Source organism: Arthrobacter sp. NPDC056886 (genome assembly GCF_042788715.1).
Classification (GTDB): domain Bacteria; phylum Actinomycetota; class Actinomycetes; order Actinomycetales; family Micrococcaceae; genus Arthrobacter.
In genome coordinates this window covers 96,311-116,926 of the sequence record NZ_JBHUBT010000009.1, presented here as the reverse complement: position 1 = coordinate 116,926, position 20,616 = coordinate 96,311, and the positions used below count along the sequence as shown (strand labels likewise).

Annotated in this window: 23 protein-coding genes and 1 tRNA gene; 6 read left to right on the top strand and 18 right to left on the bottom strand. The window is 59.9% G+C overall.

From position 1 onward, the window contains the following. Positions 1–1,773 precede the first annotated feature (1,773 nt). A complete protein-coding gene (locus ACFRJ8_RS16370) occupies positions 1,774–2,358 on the top strand; it encodes a dihydrofolate reductase family protein (protein ID WP_377987205.1) in 585 nt (194 codons plus the stop codon). Between the two features lie 173 nt (positions 2,359–2,531). On the opposite strand, the gene ACFRJ8_RS16365 is transcribed toward ACFRJ8_RS16370, so the two are convergent. The 5 genes from ACFRJ8_RS16365 to ACFRJ8_RS16345 form a co-directional block, all read right to left on the bottom strand. Further along, positions 2,532–2,759 carry a hypothetical protein gene (locus ACFRJ8_RS16365; RefSeq protein WP_377987204.1) on the bottom strand — a complete coding sequence of 76 codons (228 nt, stop codon included), beginning with the start codon at positions 2,757–2,759 and terminating at the stop codon, positions 2,532–2,534. 257 nt (positions 2,760–3,016) lie between these two features. Further along, positions 3,017–3,784 (bottom strand): SCO1664 family protein, encoded by a 768-nt coding sequence (locus tag ACFRJ8_RS16360; RefSeq protein ID WP_377987203.1) that lies wholly within the window; start codon positions 3,782–3,784, stop codon positions 3,017–3,019. Beyond that, complete coding sequence (locus tag ACFRJ8_RS16355; RefSeq protein WP_377987202.1) at positions 3,784–4,338, bottom strand: DUF3090 domain-containing protein; 555 nt, start codon at positions 4,336–4,338, stop codon at positions 3,784–3,786. The genes ACFRJ8_RS16360 and ACFRJ8_RS16355 overlap by 1 nt, the downstream gene beginning before the upstream one ends. A gap of 24 nt (positions 4,339–4,362) precedes the next feature. After that, a complete protein-coding gene (locus tag ACFRJ8_RS16350) occupies positions 4,363–5,055 on the bottom strand; it encodes an MSMEG_4193 family putative phosphomutase (RefSeq protein WP_377987201.1) in 693 nt (230 codons plus the stop codon). Positions 5,056–5,715: 660 nt separating this feature from the next. Beyond that, positions 5,716–5,883, bottom strand: coding sequence for a hypothetical protein (locus tag ACFRJ8_RS16345; protein WP_377987200.1), 168 nt, complete (start codon positions 5,881–5,883; stop codon positions 5,716–5,718). A 253-nt stretch (positions 5,884–6,136) separates the two neighbouring features. On the opposite strand from ACFRJ8_RS16345, the gene ACFRJ8_RS16340 reads away from it, so the two are divergent. Beyond that, complete coding sequence (locus tag ACFRJ8_RS16340) at positions 6,137–6,805, top strand: hypothetical protein (RefSeq protein WP_377987199.1); 669 nt, start codon at positions 6,137–6,139, stop codon at positions 6,803–6,805. Positions 6,806–7,377: 572 nt separating this feature from the next. On the opposite strand, the gene ACFRJ8_RS16335 is transcribed toward ACFRJ8_RS16340, so the two are convergent. The 5 genes from ACFRJ8_RS16335 to ACFRJ8_RS16315 all read right to left on the bottom strand — a co-directional run bounded on the left by ACFRJ8_RS16335 (position 7,378) and on the right by ACFRJ8_RS16315 (position 11,310). Continuing rightward, positions 7,378–7,554 (bottom strand): hypothetical protein, encoded by a 177-nt coding sequence (locus ACFRJ8_RS16335; protein WP_377987198.1) that lies wholly within the window; start codon positions 7,552–7,554, stop codon positions 7,378–7,380. Further along, entirely contained in the window at positions 7,551–7,916 is a 366-nt protein-coding gene (locus tag ACFRJ8_RS16330; RefSeq protein ID WP_377987197.1) for a hypothetical protein, read from the bottom strand. Before ACFRJ8_RS16330 ends, ACFRJ8_RS16335 begins: the two co-directional genes overlap by 4 nt. A gap of 93 nt (positions 7,917–8,009) precedes the next feature. Next, entirely contained in the window at positions 8,010–8,813 is an 804-nt protein-coding gene (locus tag ACFRJ8_RS16325; protein WP_377987196.1) for a hypothetical protein, read from the bottom strand. Positions 8,814–8,824: 11 nt separating this feature from the next. Further along, positions 8,825–9,901 (bottom strand): DUF3644 domain-containing protein, encoded by a 1,077-nt coding sequence (locus tag ACFRJ8_RS16320; RefSeq protein ID WP_377987195.1) that lies wholly within the window; start codon positions 9,899–9,901, stop codon positions 8,825–8,827. A gap of 50 nt (positions 9,902–9,951) precedes the next feature. Continuing rightward, positions 9,952–11,310, bottom strand: a complete 1,359-nt coding sequence (locus ACFRJ8_RS16315; protein WP_377987194.1) for an HNH endonuclease family protein — start codon at positions 11,308–11,310, stop codon at positions 9,952–9,954. 248 nt (positions 11,311–11,558) lie between these two features. On the opposite strand from ACFRJ8_RS16315, the gene ACFRJ8_RS16310 reads away from it, so the two are divergent. Continuing rightward, on the top strand, positions 11,559–12,008 hold the full coding sequence (locus ACFRJ8_RS16310; RefSeq protein ID WP_377987193.1) for a hypothetical protein: 450 nt from the start codon (positions 11,559–11,561) through the stop codon (positions 12,006–12,008). A 550-nt stretch (positions 12,009–12,558) separates the two neighbouring features. Here the strand turns inward: ACFRJ8_RS16310 and ACFRJ8_RS16305 are convergent. The 7 genes from ACFRJ8_RS16305 to ACFRJ8_RS16275 form a co-directional block, all read right to left on the bottom strand. Then, complete coding sequence (locus tag ACFRJ8_RS16305; RefSeq protein ID WP_377987192.1) at positions 12,559–13,326, bottom strand: hypothetical protein; 768 nt, start codon at positions 13,324–13,326, stop codon at positions 12,559–12,561. A 157-nt stretch (positions 13,327–13,483) separates the two neighbouring features. Next, complete coding sequence (locus ACFRJ8_RS16300) at positions 13,484–14,500, bottom strand: hypothetical protein (protein ID WP_377987191.1); 1,017 nt, start codon at positions 14,498–14,500, stop codon at positions 13,484–13,486. 2 nt (positions 14,501–14,502) lie between these two features. After that, a complete protein-coding gene (locus tag ACFRJ8_RS16295; RefSeq protein ID WP_377987190.1) occupies positions 14,503–14,670 on the bottom strand; it encodes a hypothetical protein in 168 nt (55 codons plus the stop codon). A gap of 22 nt (positions 14,671–14,692) precedes the next feature. Further along, entirely contained in the window at positions 14,693–15,079 is a 387-nt protein-coding gene (locus tag ACFRJ8_RS16290; RefSeq protein ID WP_377987189.1) for a hypothetical protein, read from the bottom strand. Positions 15,080–15,424: 345 nt separating this feature from the next. Further along, positions 15,425–16,486, bottom strand: a complete 1,062-nt coding sequence (locus tag ACFRJ8_RS16285) for an AAA family ATPase (RefSeq protein ID WP_377987188.1) — start codon at positions 16,484–16,486, stop codon at positions 15,425–15,427. Further along, positions 16,479–17,234, bottom strand: coding sequence for a bifunctional DNA primase/polymerase (locus ACFRJ8_RS16280; RefSeq protein WP_377987187.1), 756 nt, complete (start codon positions 17,232–17,234; stop codon positions 16,479–16,481). Before ACFRJ8_RS16280 ends, ACFRJ8_RS16285 begins: the two co-directional genes overlap by 8 nt. A 68-nt stretch (positions 17,235–17,302) precedes the next feature. Further along, entirely contained in the window at positions 17,303–17,509 is a 207-nt protein-coding gene (locus ACFRJ8_RS16275; RefSeq protein WP_377987186.1) for a helix-turn-helix transcriptional regulator, read from the bottom strand. 93 nt (positions 17,510–17,602) lie between these two features. Here ACFRJ8_RS16275 and ACFRJ8_RS16270 point away from each other — a divergent pair, with 93 nt between their 5' ends. Together ACFRJ8_RS16270 and ACFRJ8_RS16265 are read left to right on the top strand one after the other, a co-directional pair. Continuing rightward, positions 17,603–18,067, top strand: coding sequence for a helix-turn-helix domain-containing protein (locus ACFRJ8_RS16270; RefSeq protein ID WP_377987185.1), 465 nt, complete (start codon positions 17,603–17,605; stop codon positions 18,065–18,067). Positions 18,068–18,177: 110 nt separating this feature from the next. Further along, positions 18,178–19,275 (top strand): tyrosine-type recombinase/integrase, encoded by a 1,098-nt coding sequence (locus ACFRJ8_RS16265; protein ID WP_377987184.1) that lies wholly within the window; start codon positions 18,178–18,180, stop codon positions 19,273–19,275. A gap of 64 nt (positions 19,276–19,339) precedes the next feature. Here the strand turns inward: ACFRJ8_RS16265 and ACFRJ8_RS16260 are convergent. After that, positions 19,340–19,426, bottom strand: a tRNA-Ser gene (locus ACFRJ8_RS16260). A 127-nt stretch (positions 19,427–19,553) separates the two neighbouring features. Here ACFRJ8_RS16260 and ACFRJ8_RS16255 point away from each other — a divergent pair. Further along, a complete protein-coding gene (locus tag ACFRJ8_RS16255; RefSeq protein ID WP_377987183.1) occupies positions 19,554–20,615 on the top strand; it encodes a dehydrogenase in 1,062 nt (353 codons plus the stop codon). The last annotated feature ends 1 nt before the right edge of the window (position 20,616 follow it).

Here is a 20,616-nt window from a genome sequence, read left to right as displayed (position 1 = left end):
CTTCCCTTGTAAATCAAGGGAAGCACGGCTTTCCTGTTTGCGGTGACCGATTCGGGGAAAGGGCTGCTAGCCCCCGATCACTCAGTGGATACACATGGTCTTCTCAGCGGGGAGTTGAACCATGGACGCATGTACTTAGTCGATCCCAGAGCCTACGCATATCGCCTGATGCATCCTGGCGCTTGGTTTCGCACTGCGATCTGCCGGCACCTGGTCGCCCAAGGCCAGCAGCCCACACACTCCCGACTCGACTATCTCGAAGCCGGCCTCACTGGAACACTGAGCACGGCCTCTTCACGGCGCAGGGCTAGGGAACTCGAGCAGGCCTTCCGTAAGGGTGACGTGTCCTACGAGGCCGCGTGCCTGGAGATGGAGCAACTCGGCGGGGAGTCCTGATCGGTGCCCGCGCTGATGCCGGCTGCCGGGCAGATCAGGGCGGTTGCGGACCCTCCATTCGCCCTGATCTGCCCCATAGCCACGGACCGGCGCATAGCGTACAAAGCGAGGACAGACGCGGCGGCAGCATGCGTCACTAAAGCGCGGGCAAGTGGGGCGGCGACGGCGCCACGGTCAGTGGTTTGACCTTCGAGCCTAACGTTGCCGACTTTCGCAAACGTCTGTCAGGTTCGAGCGCGGTGGGGCTTTCTTAGAGTCAGCGGGTGTTCTACCGTTGCGGCTATGAGGCTGCACGTGACCTACCAAGGTGGAGATAACGATAGTAAGTCTGAGCTTCGCGAATTATCGGAGTTCCCGATAGAACTTCCTGGGGGCAGGTACGATTTGATCTTCAGACATGCGAGCCAAGAACCCGAGCCGACCCAAGCCATAGCTACGTGGGTGGAGGAAGTGTCGCCGACAAGTCAGTAGCCCATCATTGACCGAATTGGCGATGGCTTCAAGGGGCGGCAGCGCTCATAGGTGACGTGTCCTACGAAGACGCGTACCTGGAGATGGAGCATTTCGATAGGGAGCCGTGATCGGCCCGCGCTCCTGATGCAGGCTGCGGGCAGTTCAGGGCGAATTCAGGCCCTCCATTCGCCCTGAACTGCCCTATAGCCGCGGAACGGCGCCCGATCCGGTGCGGCCGCCAGACGCCGCGGCGGTCAGGTCCACAGCTCCCAGTAGTCGTCTGCGGCTTGCAGAAACTTCCGCCTGTGGGTCCGTTCCCCGAAAAGAGGGTAGCTGGCTGGACTTCCCAAAGGGCCGGAAGCGTTATTGCCTGGCGCGAAGGCTATGGCTAGCAGAACCGCTATCGCGGGTACTGAGGCGAATGTCAGCAGGGCGAGGATCAGTCCATACCTGCGACCAGGTGCCTGTCCGTTCCGGGTCCGAATCCGAAAGCCGCCCAGATATGTCCCGAGCGTGGCCCCGCGGGAGTAGAGCGTCCAGTTGGCTGCTACGGCGGCCAACGCGGATCCCGCCGCGAGCGGAAGTGCGTGTGCGGGAGCGAGAAAGAAAACAAAGACGGCCGGGACCCATACGAGGAGCGAATCGACAAGAAGCGCGAACAGGCATGAGGGCCACTTCACTGTCAGGGGGTCCGGGGCATCCACGCAGTGATTCTTGCACGCGAGGGCCAATATCCTCTTGAACCCGCCATGGCCGGAGCGGCGATGCTAAATGATGCCGTCTCACAGCCAATTGTACCCAAAGGTGTACCCGGGTGAGGCTATCGGCAAGGATGCCATCCCGTGCTAGGCTCCCCAGAATCACGCGACCATATGCAAGTCGCAATCACTCAGGAGGTTCGCGGTGTCGGACACCACTTGCCACATGTCGATCTCGTTGGACGGCTTCGTCGCCGGGCCGGACCAGAGCCGCGAGAACCCCCTGGGCAAACGGGGGCGGGAGCTACACGGCTGGCACATCGGCGATCCGCGAGCCAACGATGCCGACAAGGTCGCGAACGGGTGGCTCATGCGCCCGCGGGGTGCGTATGTGATGGGTCGGAACATGTTCGGCCCGATCCGCGGGGACTGGGATGAGGAATGGACCGGGTGGTGGGGAGCCGAACCGCCCTACCACGCGCCGGTGTTCGTGCTGACCCATCACGCACATGACCCGATCCAGATGGACGGCGGAACGGTCTTCCACTTCGTCACCGATGGCTTCGACGCGGCCTACTCCGCAGCCTGCCAGGCCGCCGGGGACAAAGGCGTGGACATCGCCGGCGGGGCTTCGACCGTCCGGCAGGCACTGATCGCCGGTGTGATCGACGAGCTCACCCTCGACGTCGCACCGGTCCTCCTCGGGTCGGGAGAGCGCATCTTCGACGGGGTTGAATCCTTCGGCTTCGAACCCGCCGAGGTACTTCATTCACCGCTGGCCACCCACATCCGCTATCGCCGCCTCAGCTAACTGACCAACAGCAGAATTCTTCGACCACAATGGCTCATTTCTCCAACAACCACACGATCGCTAACCCCCGCCGTTGGATCTTTCACCACCCGGATGACACAGCCTTCATGCCCGATGACCTGGCGGATCTCCGCGGACACAGCGAAGTGGAATTTGAAGTGGTTTCGGGCTGATCAGCTGCGGGTTGGCTGAGGACGCTCATCTTTGCTAGTGCGACTCGTCAGCCCGAGGATGAGGAACGTGATGCCCATCGTGAAGAACGCGATCCAGGCCGTGGTGCCCACGAAGATCATGGCGATCGCAACGGCAAGGAAGACGATCCCGATCGGCAGAAATACTGTGCTGCTGGATCTCTTGGCTCGGCCGTTCGCTTCTGACGTGGGCTTTCCTTCACCGTTCATCTGGCTGAGACTACGTCGCTGAGTACATGCCCGCAAAGGGCCTTCCACAAAGGTGCCTTAAAGTATTTCATTGCCAACGAGTGCGTTCCAGACAAAACAAAAGACCCGCTTCCCTTTGTTTGCAAGGGAAGCGGGGCCCGGCTCCTAGGAAAATCGCCAGCCGAGCTCGCGCGCAGGAATGATGAGCTCCGTCGCCACCTTAAGATTCATGCCATCAACCTGACACAGCCTGCGCGGCCCGTAGCCGTAATTCCCCCTTAGAACAGCGGCCAGGGCAACGCCGGCATCTCACCGCTCGGAGCCGGAAACCGCCCTGCCAAGCGCAGCCGAGCGCAGCGCGCGGCGAGCGATGCGATTTCTTCGGCGCTGAGCAAGTCCGCCAGGTTTCGGCCCAGCCCACCGTGCAGTCCTTCGCTGACACGAACTATGCCGTCGCGTTCCTCGGCGGTCAGAGCGTCTCCCAACCATCCCCACAGCACTGTGCGCAGCTTGTTGTCACGGTGAAAGGTGAGCCCATGGTCCACGCCGTGCCTGTGTCCGTCCGTCATGGCAAGGATGTGGTCGCCTTTGCGGTCGGCGTTGTTGACCACCATGTCGAACACCGCCATGCGTCTGAGCGCTGGCGAGTCTTCGTGAACGAGGGCCACCATCCGTCCGTTCTCATCTCGTCCCTCGAGAACGTGTTTCCAGCCCGTCTCCGGCACGTCATCCCTCGCGACCAGGTCCACCGCGCTTTGGGCGGGGTCTTGCTCCTGCCAGAGCTGCACCATTCCTTCGCCCATCGGACCATCGCGCAGCCAGGTGTGCGGCACGACGTCCCAGCCGAAGACCTGCGAGACCAGGTAGGCGGCCACCTCCCGGTGAGCCAGGGTGCCGTGGGGAAAATCCCATAGCGGACTTTCGCCTGCTATCGGCTTATAGACGACCACCACGTCGCCGATGCTGCCCAGAAATGTAGCGTTTGAAGCCGTCGTGATGCGGCCGGTGAGCGTCAGCTCGGCCGTCACTAGGTCCGGCGCTGGCATCAGACCTCGGGAAGGGTGCAGATGTGCCCGTCGGCGTCTATGGGGTAACCGCAGAGCGGGCACGTCGGCCGCCCGGCGCCTACGATCTCACGGGTGCGCTTGGCGAATGCGCGGGCGGTGCCGACGGGCATTCGCACCAGCAGCATTTCGGGCTCGTTAGCGCCGTCCTCATCAAGCGATTCGTCGTTGTCATCAGCATCGACATCGGTGATGGGGTGGGCCTCTATTACGACCTGGGCCGTGGTTGGGTCCCATCCTAAGCTCATGGCGCCGGTGCGAAACTGCTCCTGGACGGCCTCGAGCTGGTCATTGTCGACCAGTTCAATGGGAGTACTCGTGGGAACGCTGAAGGGGTTGCCCTCGACGGTGCTGAGCTGGTCGAGAATTTCGTCGATCTTCTCCGCGAGCAGGGCCGACTGCTGCTTCTCCAGGGCAATACTCACGATCTGCGTCCCTGCGCGCACCTGCAGGTAGAACGTGCGCGCCCCTGGAAGGCCAATGGTGCCAACGACGACCCGATCAGGCCAGGCAAACTCGTGAACACGTGTAGGCATGTCAGTATTCTAGGCACATGAGGTTCATGGCGCCTTTTGCCCTGCACCGCCGCCCACCGGCGCATCGCCAGAGTGGATGCCGTTCGACAGCCACGACAGATCACCCGCGTCGGTGTTGGTCGCGTGGACGCTCGGCCGACTAGCCCCGTAGCTCACGATCGATACGGAGGCGGGGCCCACGGTAATACGCTGGAACAGGTCAAGGTGCATGCCGAACGCGTCGGCGAGGATTGACTTGATGATGTCGCCGTGACTCACCGCCACCCACACGGCCCCTGGCCCGTACTCGGCTTCGAAGGCTGCATCGTGGCGCCGAATCGCTGCCACCGACCGAGCCTGCATCGCGGCCATGGATTCACCGCCGGGAAAGACGACGGCGGACGGTTGCGACTGCACAACCGGCCACAAATCCTCGGTCGCGAGATCACTGAGCGTGCGGCCCTGCCACTGGCCGTAATCGCACTCGGTGAGATCGAGATCGACCGGCGCGTACGGCGTGCCAGCCTGGCGATCGAGGATGAGCTGGGCGGTCTGCTGGCAACGCTCAAGAGGGCTCGACACCACCCCGACTACGGGCACGGCCGCGAGCCGGTCTCCGGTCAGAGCTGCCTGGTCCCGCCCGATCTGGTCCAGGCTGACGCCGACGGCCCGACCGGCCAGCAGTCCAGTGGCATTGGCTGTGGTGCGGCCGTGCCGCACGAGAATAACTGTCGCCATCCACCCAGCCTAACCACCCGCTCGATGGCGGTGTGAACCGTACCGGGTCGCGCGTCGAACAGGCAGATAAAGCACTGGCGGAACCCTTCAAGCACGCCGACGCGCTCAAAGCCGCCCAGACGGACTCGGCACGCATTGGCCAGCTCATGGCCGACGCAGCAAAACCGGAAGAACCGGCACCAAAAACGATGTGGGAGAAGGGACGCTGGCCGGTCACCGAAGCCGCCCCACTCACCCAACTGTATAAGCGCAGCAGCAGCCCTTCTCCCAGAGACTGCGCGTCTGTTGGAGTACGAAGCCCGGTTCCGGCCGGCGTACTAGCGGCCGTAATCCGGCGGCGGGCGCGGCAACGCTGGTCGGCTTTCTCGGCCGTCGGTGCTGGGCGCCGCAACAACTTTGTTACTGCGGCGCTACTGCGGAGCAAAGTTCAGGCAAAGCAAAAGGCCCTGCTTCCCTTTGTTTGCAAGGGAAGCAGGGGCCTCGTTATCTGGCGGTGACGGTGGGATTTGAACTTTCGCAGAAGCATAGGCGGCAGAGCAAAATCGTTGAAAACTCACGAATTTCGATACTCCCTAAGCGCTAAAAATGTCTGCTGATCACGCAGCATTGCGCTCAAATCGTGCTCACATTGGAGGGAAGCCTGCCGGTACCGGCAACTTGCTAGGGGTGCTGGCTCTCCGGCAGCTCATGATTGTCCGGGCAGCGCCCCGACCAGACATCAATCATGATCTCTCCGTTTGCATTCTTTTGGAAGATGCGGGTCCAGAGGACGGTGCGCACCTGCCCACACTCCTGGCAGTGCTGGTTACGGCTAATCTCTGTCTTCATGCTCGTAGGGTAACCCCGGGAAGGGCCGCATGGGTAAACCCGTATGGGCAGGGCGCAGCGGGTTCATTTTCAAGCCGTCCCGTGGACATTTTCCGCTGCCACTGATTCAGCGGGTTTCGGCCACGGAAAGGCAAGGCGGCAGAGCGAACCCGTGTAACCCGCTAAACCCGTATGGAAACGGGTTGCTAGCCCGTGTACCCGTTATACATATACGGGTACGGGTTTGTAGCGGGATGACGATTATCTTAGACGTATGGACTTTCAGGTTTTGGTGCCGGCGCTGCTGTCTTTGATGGGTGCTGTGGTGGGCGCAGTATTTATTGGGAGGTTCTTCACCCCTAGGCTTGAGTCTCGGAAGGTTGCCGCAGTGGCAGAGAGCGAAGAGGCGGCAGTCTTCGCTCAACATCTCCATCTGCTGGCTGTCGACTTCCGTCTGGCCGACACTTACGAAGCGATGGCCCGTAGAGAAACCAACCCAGAGGAAAACACTGACAAGGTGTTGGGCATGCTGGAGGGCATATCTCGGCGGGCACACGAGGCTGCCAAAATTGCAAGGGCAGGCGAACGAGTGAGGTTCTCCGACGACCAACGCAAGTACGCCAGCTTGGTTGTTGGGGCAGTGCTTGCCTTCAGTGAAGGTCAGTTCCCGGCAATCCGAAGTGGCCAGGCGTATTTTTCGCGTCCCGTAGAGGACCGATACCTAGCGAGCATGGCTGAGCTGCTGGATTTCGCATCCAAGGTTTTTCAACCGACTCAACTCGTGTGGTTGCCGCTTCGCCGGTTGGACAAGAAGCTGAAGGCATTCCTGACGTCCATACAGGACGACCTCCAACAGGCGCATATGGCCAATCTGCACAAGCTCGGCCTCCAGATTGCCGAAGAGGCAGAGGAATCCCCAGGGGAAGTCGCTCCAGCGGGCTAGATCCCAACCCCTATGTACGGGAGGTCGCTCGCCGCTTCAAAAGCTTCTACGGAGGGCTCTTTACGTACTATTTTTGATTTCCCCAGACCCGTACACAATGTGAGCACCCGAACGCTCCGGGAGGATTTAGCTGCCCAGGGGAGGGGGTGTCGACCCCATGTCGTTGCGAGCGGCAAGACGTTCGGCAGACTCGCAGTGTGCATCGTCAGACGGCAGCAGGCGTCGCATGCATCATCACGCATCGATATGAAGGCACGCGGCGTCAGAGCGCAGCAGCGGGCACGTCATCGGTGGCGCGGCGGATAGATCACGGCGATATCGGCAGAGCGCAAGCACGCGGACGCAGACGTCGGGCAACACATCAATGCAATCGGTCATCAGTGAGCGTGTAAGCGAGTGGACAGGCGAATTGACACATTCACGCACAGCGCGATCGTTGGATCGTCAGGGAGCGCATTGCGGACGCGTCAGCGACAGATGCAGCGCGTCGGCATGATGCACGATCGCATTGGTGGGCGGCTGATCTAAGCGCGTCCACCACTAACCCCCGTTGCCGGGTGTGTGGGTTGAAGTTACGGGACGAGCGTCAGACGCGAGACGCTTTCGTGGTCAAAGGCGAAGAAGCCTTCGAGCGTTGCGTGTGGCGTGGTGATGAACGCGGAGCCATCGTCGTCGATGTCGAGATCGGCATCAGGGCCGAAGGACGCGTGCACGAAGTCGGCAGCGGCGATCATCTGGTCGCGGGTCATGCCTTTGCAGCCTTGGCGGCTTCGGCGGCCTTTTCACGGCGGCATGCGGCGCGGGCCTTCTTGCCTTCAGCGCCTGACTTGGCGTGGGTGCAGTTCGTGTGTGCGGTTGGTGCGGGAGCCTTCTTGGCTGGCGCTGCCTTCGGCGCCTTCTTCGGTGCCCTCCGCGAGCCGTTCGCTTCGGCTTCGAGTTCGGCGATGGCGTCGGCCACTTCGTCGGCGGGTGCCTCAACGTCCTGGGCGATCGATTCGGCGGCGGCAGCCTCGTTGGCGAGTGCCTCGGACGGCACCTCGACCATTTCCCCGGACAGCTTCATGGCGGGAGTGGCCGGCTTGCGGTTGGCGGGCGTTCGGCGTGCGGTCATCTTGATCAGTCCTTAGTTTGTCGTTTCGTCGTTCCTGGCGGATCGACGAGATGACGCTAAGAGACTTTCGCCTGCTGTCCCAAGGAGCGATGTCTATGCCTTCCCTTCCACGTCCAATGGTCGCCGGAGGCGTCCGACGAGGTCGTCAAGACGCGGGCCCTTCATTTCTCCGATTCCGAGGGCAAACACAAGCAGCCTTCCACTTTCGGTGAAGGTCTGGTCGGCGAGCTTGGTCGAAGGGAATTCGAGCCCCATGCTTTCAGTGGCCAACGTCTTTCCCATTGTGAGCCTCTTTTCTCCATCGCCAAGGTCGATAAGCTCCCGGTGAAGGGCCATACTGTCCCATGTCAAAGCAGGTTCGCCGACAGTCATCCCTTCCACATCGACTTCGTCGATACGGTTTACCAGAGCCAGCAATTCGAACTGTGTCCAGCTCAAGGACTCCGCAGTCTTGACGAGCCAATGGGCGCTAACATCGCTAATTTCAGGGCGGCAAGCGATGTAGGCAAACAGGTTGCCCATGTACGGAATCTTCTGTTCCTGAGGTTCCTTTTGAGCAGCCAGGAGTACTGCTTCAAAAACTTCCTGGCCAACCGGAGGAATATTGCCCCGCGCTCGCCAGAAGTCGTCCTCACGTATAGTCGCACCGTTAGCTTGAAGCACCCGGACTCTTTCCTGAGCATGCCCAACCACGGCGCTCACCCTGCGCCGGTCCCTGTAACCTAGCGCACGGGTCAGAAGCGATCGTAAGGTCTCCTCGGCTAGCACTCCAGCCATGCCCGCTGTTGCTGCCATTGCAGGATCCACGGCTGCTATCGATGCGCTTGTGAAAGCACCGAATAGGTTACTAGCCCCACTGATAATCTCGTCGGGCAGGGCCTGTTCTTGGTTCTCCAAAGACTTCTCCCTCACTTAGCCGTGTCTGCGTTGGTCTTGGCCTTGGCGTCCCGGCCCGTCACGGCCTTGAAACCCTCTGGGGTGGAGCACTTCTTGATCAAGTACTTTTGGTAGGCCGGCGTGTAGGTGTAGTCCTTATGGGCGGCGTCATAAACTACGAAGTCATGTCGAGTCTTCTCCGGTGCGGGGTCGCCGTTCGGGGGGCGAAACTTACCGACCTGATGAGCAGCCGTGAAGTGGTTCATATTGAAGACATACGGGATCGCGGCATGGACGTTCTTCCGAATGACTCCTGCTTTCATGTGTCCCAAGTTGGACACGGGAATCTGCTTTGACTGTGTGATCAGTACTCCCTTAGCGGCTGCATCTTCGATGGACTGCTGCGCGCTCTCGTCCAGGTCGTCCATGTTGATGAACTGGAGGGAGAGATCTCCCTTTCTGTTCCCCTTTTCGAGGACGACGCTCAAACGCAGGCAGTACCCAGGATCTCTGGATACTGCGTTGTTGAGTGTCTTGTCGTATTCAGCCAGAAAGGTTCGGAGGTCAGCGGGAAGGGAGTTGGTCAGCTTCACGATCGAGTCTTTGCCGTGGTCGGTGAAACCTCCGACGAATACCGGGAAACGCAGGACAGTTGCGAGCGAATCACCCTGACCCCCTACGCCTACGATGCCCTCCTCATAGTTAAGGAGTAGCGCGTGGCATTGACCGCTGATTACGGTGGACAGGGCGTCGTTGCTGCCGCTGTGCCTGTGCTCGATTTTGTTCCTCAACCGGATGAAGAACTCGAGATTTGCGCGAACGGCGGATCCGTCATTCCATTTTTCTTTTACGAACCAGTCAAGCGAAGGCGTTTGGTGCTCTCCATCGATCTTCTTGAACCAGCCTTTGTGCGTGGGGTCGGGCACACGATAGTCCTTCCGCGCCTTTGTCCACTCGGCTTGCAAAAGGTAGAGCCAAGCAAGGTGCATATGGACAACGAAAGCTTCAAGGCTGCGCTCCCCGGTTGGGTCGTTGAACAACTTGACTGCCAAAACAGCTTCTTCTTTGGACGCATCGAGCATCCGCCGCCAGCGAGTGAGTGGCGCCATGGTTTCCCCTTGTTAGTGCAATCGACGGATGCTATCGGACAGGAAGTCGTCTACGCACCTCTGCCGCGGTTGTGCGCCTGGCACAGCAATCGGCCGTTTGCCAGGGTTGTCTGACCCCCGTCAGCCCATCGGACGATGTGATCAGCATCTGCCTCCCGGAAGTTGGCGAAAACCACCTCGCAACGGACGCCGTCCTGCTCATGCTCACACCGCCGCCCGGCCCGTTCCCATAGGCCGATCTTCTGAGCCTCATTGAAGGTCCGGTTGTTGTCCTTGGTCGTCATGGTCGGGTACTTCTGCACAATGAAGCTCATGAGGATGTCGTGCCGCTCTCTGATCCGGCCCTCTGCGTAACCAGCGTTGCTCAACGCGGCAGAGAAATTGACCCAGGGGGTTTCGTTCTTGAGACGCTCACGCTGCGACTCAAAGTCACTGACAACTTCAACGAAGCGGAAGTTCGAGGGTTTGCTGTAGACCTTCTCGACCTCCTGCCACGCGCGGAAGAATGTCAAAATGAGAAAGGCGCTCTTGAGCTGTGGAAGTAACACTGGCTGGCCTTCGACGGACACTGTACAGGCATTCTGGAACTGATGAAGTCTAGTCTTGAAGGTTTCCTTCTCCGTAGCCAGAAGCGATGCCATCTTCTCGCGGTAGAGGTTTTCCAGCGAAGACCAATGCTTATTTGTGCCCGGGTAAAGGTGCTCGTGCAGCAGCACATCGCAAAGGTTCCTGTGTGCCTTCCGTACGTTGCGGATATTGACCCTCTTGAAGAAGTCGTGGTGCGAGCTAGGTTCGTCTTCGTCTTCGTCGTCGTCAGTCGTCGCCGACGGCGAGCTTGTGAGTTCGGTGACGAAGTCGCAAACGTTGCCACCGAGAGCCGCGCGGACTTCCGTCTTCGTCAGACTCTTGCCGCCCTGCAGCTTGATGAAGACGTCCATGGCTGTCTTCTCGTCTATCCCCTCTATCTCAACTATTTGAGGTTCGTAGTCCTCGAAATTCTCACGGTCACGGACGTCTAGTTGCTGATAAGTTCCTACATCCTCGGGGAGGAGTTTGAACTTGCGCTTGCGGTACTCCTCGGGGACTCCTGGAAGATCAGGTATTGCGGCAAGCCCCCTATAAAAATGGTCGATAGCCGTGAGGCGTTGCCGTCCATCGATAGGTACCCGGATGCCATTTGCATTAGTCCAGAGGATTATGAGGCCGATGGGATAATTCTGAAGAATGCTGAGAGCAAGAAGGCCCATTTCATCAGTCGTCCAAACGACGTTGCGTTGCCAAGGGGGAACCTCAGTATCTGCTGCAGAAATCGGTGTGACCCTGTCCTCGGGTTCCGGGTGCATCCTGTTCATTAGTTTCTTGAGTGCCTTGAACTCGACAGGACGTGGGCCATTCGAAATGTGCGGCATTGGTCGTCATCCCTCTTTACGCGGCACCTTTGGTGCAAATTTAACTTGGATAGACCCGGAGTATAGCTTCCCGGCGCCATCGTGTTTGGGCTTGGAGAGCCCACGCTGCGTGTCTTCACTGAAGAAATGTCACGGACTTGCATTAAGTTATGAGCATGATCCCGGATGACTATCTCAACTTAACTCCCGTTCTTCTGACGGGCCTATTTGCGTTCATCGGAACGTGGGCTGGCAGCAGGTTCTCTCACGTGAACGAGCACAACCAGTGGCTTCGCAACGAGAAGATGGCTGCCAGTTCTGAATTTTTGGCAGCGACAGAACGCCTTGTGAATTCAGAACTGCAGAGCCGTAGTCCAAGAGTGCTTGCGAACGCAGTTCAGGAAGCTCGCAATCTCAGTCATGCTCGGCTCACTCTCGTATGCCCGATGGATGTCGCCTCGTCCGCTCTTAAATTGCGGGAATCCGTTGTGGATGTTGCCACGTTACTGGCGGAGAGATCCAGGATCGGCCCCGACGAGGCATGGGACGAGCAGGTGAACGGGGCCTTTGCGAAGGCTTATCGATCAAAGATTCAGTTCGTCCTCGAATCAAGCAAGGATCTGAACAGTGGAATTTTCAAGGGACTTGGGCCATTCCGCGCAATCACGATGTCTATGCTGCGATGGAAGGTCCGGCTTTGGGAAAAGAAGCTCGTTTAGAGGATCTGCTGCTGGCGGAGACGAAGGCGCTCCCGCCTGGCCGCACGTTTCCCGAGTATCAAACGGTGGAGTGCGGGGTCCTGTGGCACCCGCATCATCTGTTCGATAGTGATCCCTGGGTCTTGGTCGAGATACTCGAGTTCCGGAGGGAAGTTCCAGGGGCGGCCGTCACTTGGACGAATGGGCCGGGGCTTTGGAAGCTGTCCCGCTAGTCGTGAATGTGCTCGAGCTCGTTTGGCGGCGTTGCGACATTCTCGCAGGGTGCAAGTTACAGCCCGAGTTTCGGGGAGAGGTTCCCCACAGAACTGACACCTGCCATCGCTACGTCCATCAAATGCAATCGTTCCCATGCGGCGACATTAGGAACAAAACCTGAGACGGAGCGTTCGGGAGAGCGCATCGCACAGGCGCGTCTGTGAGCGTCCCAAAATCGTTCGATGATCAATCACCCACGAGCGCACACGCTGGCGTCTGCTGGATCTGCTACAGGCGCTGTCGCAGCGTTTCCGCCTGTAATGATCGATTGCAGAGGTGATCCGAGGGCGGAGCACTAGGGAGTCACTCGATCTCGTTGCTCTTGCAGACGATCTCGTTTCCCTTGTAAACGATCACTTCGCTTTTGCAGTCGGTTCAGTTTTCGGCGCAGAAGCTGAAGCTGCACTTTTAGAGGAGCCACTGTGGCGACGGCGTGCATCAGGGCTGCTACGGCGTACCGCTTCCCGATGAATTGCCGGAGTGTATCGAAGATTTGACCGCCAGTTTCGGGGTCGAGTACGAGCTTTTGGAGAGCCCAGGAACGGCGGGCGTTCATCCTGACAGGGTTAACGAAGTCGCCAAGCTTCCTGGACTCAGCGAATGCGTGGGTATCGACCTTGGCCCTTCGTGCCTGAGAGTGAAGCTGGTAGGAGATATGAAAATCCGAACTCTTCAGTTTTCCGTGGTGCCACGCGAGAAGATATTCACCTGTGTCCGTAAGGATACGGTCTACATCCGTGCGGCAGGTCGCCGATGATTCCCAGCTATGGGAAGCAGCTTTGCGGCGCAACATTATGGCCACCGCCATCTCGTGCATCCACCAGGCCAGATACCGGTTCTTCCTAGCCAAACTGAGTTCCAGCACCTGTCTGCTAGTGAGTTCGTAGTAGGCGTATCGGGGCAGTAGAGGCGGCGTGCCAAAATCGTCAACCCACTTGGAGAGAGTCCGTAGCCAATCCTCCATAGCCTGCCGGTGTCTTTCCTTGCGAGCGGCGTTTCTGGTCAACAGTTGACCCAGGCAAAAGACAAGAACAGAAACGACGGCAGCAATGGCGGCTGGCATGGGAAATTCTGTCCCCGTTGCGAGCGCATCAGAAGGGGCCACGGAAGTGAGCATCACGCCCCTGATTCAACCACGGCTGAGTGACGTATCGCGTCCGGCTATCCACCACGAAACCCCGTACCTGCAAGTGGCACGGGGTATCGCGGTTTATAGACGGCTATGAGGACATTGCTCGGGCTCCTGCCTCACCCCAGGAGGCGCGTCGGACCTTGCGCTCAGTCTTCTCACCCGAGGGGGCATTTGTGTACTCAACCTGAGGCCGCACACCGATGACTTCGAAGTACCTGTCCCGGCCCGCTTCCTGTGCACGAAACTTGGCGTGATCGGTGACAGCGACCGCGAGATTAGCGGCGTCGAACGCGGCTCTGACCTCGGAGGCGGAAGGCACCCACGGTTCGGCCTTGGTCGCCAGCCACACCAGATAGTCCCAGGCGTTGGCAAGGTTCCCGCTGCTGTGGCTGCTCGGGACGGCCGATGTGCTGTGTTTGAAAGGCGCAGTTCCTCCCGCTACAAGCCAAGCTTCAAAGTTCCTGACGCCGGACAGTGAATCCTTGGCTGCCCGTGGACTGGATGCCTTCTCCCGCTTGTTGAGCCAGTAGTCGGAGAGTTCCAATGAATTGCGGATGTGTCCGACAGCAGTGATCTTGAAATTCTGTCCGTCGCCCAGACTCGGGGCAGTGAAGGCGTGCTGAAGACCGCGGATTTCGACATAGCGGGCGACGAGTTCCCCGGTTGCCCGCCAAGCCGAGAGCACCTGAGGGTCGTCGGCTGCAAGAACCTGTTCTGCCGTTCGAATGTTGCCGAGGGTTTCATGGTTTGCCCGTACGTTGTCCATCAGGGTGGTGAGTTCTGCCCGCAAGTATCCGAGCGCGGCGTCGGAGTTGTCCCTGATCAAATCGCGCTTCAGCTCCTGAACGGCTTTCAAGGCATCCTTGAGCATCTGTGCGCGAACTCCGGCATTCAGCCTTTCGGCCCTAATTTCTTCGTTGTGGAAATGAGGCTCCTTGGGGAAGTCCTCACCGGCCAGCGCCGCTTCGACGTAGTCCGTGGCGGAGATCGGGGCTTCGGGCTTGATGGTTCGGTTTCTTTTGATCTCTTCGTTGATGCGTTGCTCGGCCGTGGTGTGGTCGTCGAAGCCGGGGACGTGGGCATAGGCCTTTGCGGTGATGGTCATGATTACTGCTCCTTCTTCGCGGGGTACATGGATTCATAGAGATCGCGACCCTTTTGGATGCCACCTTCAGACTTGCGTTCCTTGGCCGTCTGGCGGCGCTCGGCGCCATCCTTAGCCTTCTTCTCAAACGTGCCGTCGCGGTAGGCGGCCATTGCTTCTCGGACATTCATTTGGTGCTCCTTTGTTTTGGGACTATTGGGTGTGGATGACGGGGGCAATATGGCGGTGCCTGCTGACGAACTGGCGTGAGGTGTCCGTCAAACGTGGGATGGCGGAGTAAAGCGCTGATGCGGCGTAGAGCTGACCTGTGCCCTTATCGATCACCAGAAGGTCCAGGTGTCGAGGATTCAGTTGCAGACGGCCGATAACCTCGAAACCGGGTTGCTGCACCAAGGACCAGCTGGCTTCCGGGAGCCGATGGAAGATGTCGGCAGTCAGAATCTCGCCGTTCAGGGAAAGCGTGAGAGTGCGGTCGTCGCGGACGTAAACGGTTGGACCGTTGACGTAGCCGTATGCAAAGACGATGGACGGGCGTTTGAATGCCCCGGCAGAGAAGTCGACCTCGATGATCTGGCTCACGATGCGGCTCCCGTCAGGATCAGCTGTGGCAGGGATTCAGAAGCATCGGTACTGCGGACGGGGCGCCCGTTCAAAAGCCCGAGGATTTCAACGACACCGTCCAAGCGCACCCAGGCGAGAGGCGTATCGATTCGCGCTGCTGTATCGAGCTGGGCGTACACGTCAGACGTCAGCGGGATGCTGCCCAACATGCCTGTCACCATGCCTTTGATAAGCGGCGACAGAGTCACAGGTGGGACTGACGCACCCTTCACGACACTGACGCGTGATCGTGGCCTGGGAGGCGCGTAGGGGGTTAGTTGGTCATTCATCGTGGTGCCTTTCGGGATGGATTGCATAGGTGGTTTAGTTGGGAATTGAGTAGCTCATGCCGCCGCCGCGTCCCTTACGCCGGTCTTCTTTGAGGGCGCTCGATTCGACGGCAAGTTTGATGGCAGAGGCGATGTCCTTGTTGTCCCCAGCGAGGGAGTCACGAATTTGCGTGAGGGAACTGCCGGGATTAACCGATACGTAGTCGAGGATGTCCTCAATCAGATCCACTGCGCGGGCATCCTTCCGATTCCCTTCTCCGAGGGTAAGGTGGCGACTCGCAGGGTCGTAAGAGAGCTGAGATTCTGGCACGTCGACGTCTCGCCCGAACGCAGAAAAGAACCTGGGTGAGGTTGGGTCATCCGAGGACTGGCGGATCAGTTTCCATGTTGCGTCGGGCCAGTCGAGGATTCGGGAATCGCCTCGAGATCGTTCGCCGCTGTGGCCCATGTGGTGGACGATCACGGCTTCCGAGATTCCAGCCTCGTACAGCAGCGCATCGAAGGCTGTCAGGAATCGGCCGGCCTGGGTGTTCTCGTCGAGGCCGAGGGCGTCGAGGACCGGACGCAGGCAGTCAAATACCAGTACATCGATGCCCTTCAGAGCCTCAGCCCACTTCGCCCGGATCGCATCATCCAAAATATTGAACGAAGCAACGCGACCACGCATGGATACGACGCTGACGCGACTGGTGTTTCTGATGCCTTGATCCCTCAGCCACGAACTGAGGGTGCGCGGGTCTAGCTCGTTGTCGAGAATGGCCACACGCTTGACGCGTTCAGTCTTGAACTGCCCCAGGAACAGGCCGCCATCAGCAAGGCACCTAACGACGTTCCCTACAAGAGTGGTTTTCCCGGACTTGTACTGCGCTGCGAGAACGATGCGCGATCCTTCAGCCATAAGCTCAGCAACGCGATACTTGACGTCCTCAGGCGAGACGGCCAGGAAAGCCTTGAGAGTTTGAACTTCAGGGAGAACAAACTCTTCGGCGGATTCATCCCTGATCCTGCGTCGCGCTTCCTCGTTTACAAGGGTTCGCCTGACGGCTTCCTCTACCCGGTCTTCGAAGTCGGTATCGACTATGGCGGTTTCAGCCACGTCGGCCACCGAACACGGAGGAGACGGTCTTTTCGATCTCTTGGTCGTCCAGGCCGATCATGCGGGCTTCATGACGAATCGCGCGGAGTGCGCTCTTCTGCTTGCGGGTGGTCATTTCAGCGGCACGGCACACGCACCAGTGCAGAACGTCGTTGCGGGTTCCCTCTTGGGCGTTTGCGAGCTTGAACACGATGCCGCCGAGGGAATGATTCTCGGTGCCGGTCACGCCGTCTGTACGTGCCCTTTGCGGCTCTGTCGTCGCGAGCATGGCGACGAGCCAATCGGGAAGGTCACGCGGTGGGACATTGACCAACACCTCATAGCCCGGTGTGGGGGGAGCATTTACGAAACCTCCCACGCCCCGGACGTCAAGATTCGGGGCAAGCTTGCTAACGCTGTTCCTGATGACCACACCCTCGATTGCACGGAAATAGAAGTGGTGACCACGAGGCGTCTTGACCGCGTACGTGCAGAGACGTCGGGTTCCTTCGTGCTTTTCCAACAGGTCGGCGAATGCCTTCAGCGCTGCTGGCGTGTCAGGGTCGATGACAACTATCCCGTTGCGCTCGCAGTCGATTCCGAATCCTTCGCCTGGGCGGAGTTTGATCTGGCTCGCTGGCGTGAGGTCAGTAGTACGCCAAGAGGGCACAGTCGGAATCTTGTTCCGGGTGATGAACCCGAGAGGGTCTAGCTTCGAGCGACCTGACGCACTCGTCTTATGTTTGTTGGGTGACGCCTTCACGGTCACGCTTTCCTTTCACGGCTGAGCTCGATACAGGCCGGGTATCTTGTCAGAGGTGCCCGGCATTTCGGCAGTTAGTGGACGTTCGCCTGAGTGTCGGTTCGCTGGAAGCGCCGGGACGCCTCGTACGTTTCGATGTCCTGCAGCTCATACCTGATCCGACCTCCGATCTTGGTGAAGATCGGACCGGTGCCCTGATAGCGCATGGTGGCCAGATTCTGCTTCGCCACACCCCATCGTTCCGCGACCTCGAGGGCCGTCAAGAAAGTCTTGTCTGACACGGATGTTCCATCTTTGGTAAGTTTTTGCTGTATGTTTAGTAGTACGGGTACATTCAAACATTGAAAATAAATTCTGGCAAACATGGAGATCCAATGGCTGGCAAAGAGATAACTGAAGGCGCAACCGGGCGGCAGGTTCGTGAAAACATCAAGCGAATTCGTGAGGCAAGGGATATGTCCTGGGCCCAGATGTCTCGCTTTCTGGAGCGAGCCGGTCGCCCGATAGCTGCACTCGGGCTGCGACGAATCGAAGACGGAAGCCGCCGTGCAGACGTAGATGATCTGATGGCCATCGCCATCGTTCTCGACGTGACGCCCAATGACCTGCTGCTGCCCCCCGCGGGATCGGGAGCAGGGGACGTGACGGGGATGGTGAGCCGCGACGCTGACCTAATTTGGGCATGGGCCGGAGGTCGCGCTCAACTTGATTCGGAGGAGCCTTGGGCCGGTTTCCGGTCGGGAAGAACGGATGACCCACTAGCGTCTACCGAGGTTCGTCTCGTCCTGTCGAAAGAGGATTTCAAGCTTGCGATTCGCGAGGCGTTGCGCGATGAGTAGCAGAGACCCGTACAGATTGCGTCAGGGCATCCGAAGGACGATTGCATTGGTGGGTGGGCATGATCACCCACGCGGGCGAACGTCGAGTGCAGCAGAGCCGGTGACGTGACATGGCTACCATCTCCAAAGATGAGGCACGCGGTACTTACACGGTCCGCTACCGGAAGCCTGACCGCACGACATCGATGAAGCGCGGGTTCAAAACAAAGCGGGACGCCGAGCTGTGGAAGTCGCAGAACGTCGTAGAGCAGGCGCGGGGCGAGTTCATCAACGTCTCTGCGGGCAAGGTGACAATCGCCATTCTCGGCGAGGAATGGCTGCAGAACCTCACCCACATCAAGCCGTCAACGCTCCGGCCCACTGAAAGCGCATGGAGGGTCCACGTTGAACCGAGGTGGGGCAAGACCCCCATCGCCGACATCCGGCACTCCGATGTGCAGGCCTGGGTGGCCAAGCTGAGCGCTGAAAAATCGGCCACGCTCGTCATCCGCTGTTACGGCATTCTCGCCAAGATTCTGGACATTGCCGTGAAGGACCGACGCCTGTCCTCGAATGTCGCACGCGGAGTGAAAATGCCCCGCAAGGTCAAGAGGGAGCACGTTTACCTGAGTCATCAGCAGGTGCACGATCTCGCCGCCGAGGCGAAGCACGGCACTCTCGTTCTCGTTCTTGCCTACACCGGCCTGCGCTGGGGCGAAGTTACGGCACTCCGGGTCAAAGACGTGAATCCCATGCGCCGCCGTCTCAACGTAGTTCTGAACGCCGTCGAAGTCGGCAGCAAGATTGAAGTTGGAACTCCTAAGACGCACAAGAGGCGCACCGTGCCGTTCCCGGCGTTTCTGGCTGATGCGCTCGCCGCGCAGATGGCCGGGAAACATCCTGATGACCTGTTGTTCCCGGGGGAGGATGGCAAGTACATGAAACGCGGCGGTACAAGCCAGACAAGCAGGGGCTGGTTCGTCTACGCCTTACGCCGCGCTGGGCTTGAACGGATGACGGTTCACGACCTCCGCCACACCGCCGCATCCCTAGCGATCTCAGCGGGCGCGAACGTGAAAAGTGTCCAGGCAATGCTTGGTCATGCCTCCGCAACAATGACGCTGGACACGTACGCCGACCTGTTCCCGGATGACCTGGACGCTGTGGCCGTCGCACTCGATGCGGCTGCATCACAACAGGTTGCGCTCAAAGTGCGCTCACGGGACTGAATTACAAAAAGCGAAGGCGCCTACTTCGCTGTGTTATCAACGATGTAGACGCCTTCTCAGTTCGCGGTGACGGTGGGATTTGAACCCACGTTGGCTTTTACACCAAACAACATTTCGAGTGTTGCACCTTCGGCCGCTCGGACACGTCACCAACCTGACTAGGGTACCGGAGCAAGGCGCCCATCTACAAAACGAGCCACCACGGCTTCCGCACAACGCCGCGCCCGCGCGTGGCACGCTTCCCCACGAACAGGGTGGGCACTAGATTCGTAAGCACAATGACTAATTTTGAACGGCACGCCACCGCCTATTGGACCGTCGGCCCGCAACAGGGCGAGCTCCGCAGCGAGGACCTGCCCGCCCCCGGCCCCGGCGAGGCGCTCGTCCGGACCCTGTATTCAGGCATCAGCAAGGGCACCGAACTGGTGGTCCACCACGCCAGCGTCCCGGCGTGCGTCGCCGATGCCATGGCCGCCCCAAACCAGGAAGGGGACTTCCCCTACCCGGTGAAATTCGGCTACCTCACCGTAGGGGTGGTCGAGGCCGGCCCGGAGGGCTGGGCGGGCCAGACCGTCTTCTGCCTCTACCCGCACCAAGACCGCTTCATCGTCCCGGTCGAATCACTCACCGTGGTTCCCGACGGCGTCCCAGCCCGCCGCGCGGTGCTCACCGGCACGGTGGAAACCGCCGTCAACGGCATCTGGGAGGCCGGGCCCCGGCTGGGCGACAGGGTTGCCGTGATCGGGGCCGGACTGGTGGGCGGCATGGTGGCCAAGCTCCTGGCCGGTTTTCCGCTCGCTCGGCTGCAGCTGATCGACGTCGACCCCGCCAAGCGCGCGTTCGCGGACGCCCTAGGCGTCGACTTCAGCCACCCCGACGACGCCCTCCCGGACTGCGACATCGTGATCCACTGCTCGGCCTCGCAGGAAGGCCTGCAGCGGAGCCTGCAGTTGGTGGGCGACGACGGCGACATCATCGAAATGTCCTGGTACGCCGACCGGACGATCTCGCTGCCGCTGGGGGAGGACTTCCATGCCCGCCGCCTGTCCATCCGGGCCAGCCAGGTGGGGATGGTGGCCCGCGCCCGCCGGCACCGCCGCACAAACGCCGACCGCCTCGCGCTGGCCGTGTCCCTGCTGCAGGACCCGGTCTTCGACGTCTTCCTCACCGGATCCTCAACTTTCGAGGAGCTCCCCGGCGCCGTCCAGCAGCTCGCCGACGGGACCCTGGACGCCCTGTGCCACGTCATTGAGTATCCGTCCGCCGGAGACCCGCCCTCCGAAGCCCGGCCCGCCCAAGCCTCATCCACCCAAGCCCAGCCCACCGAAGCCACGAGGTAGC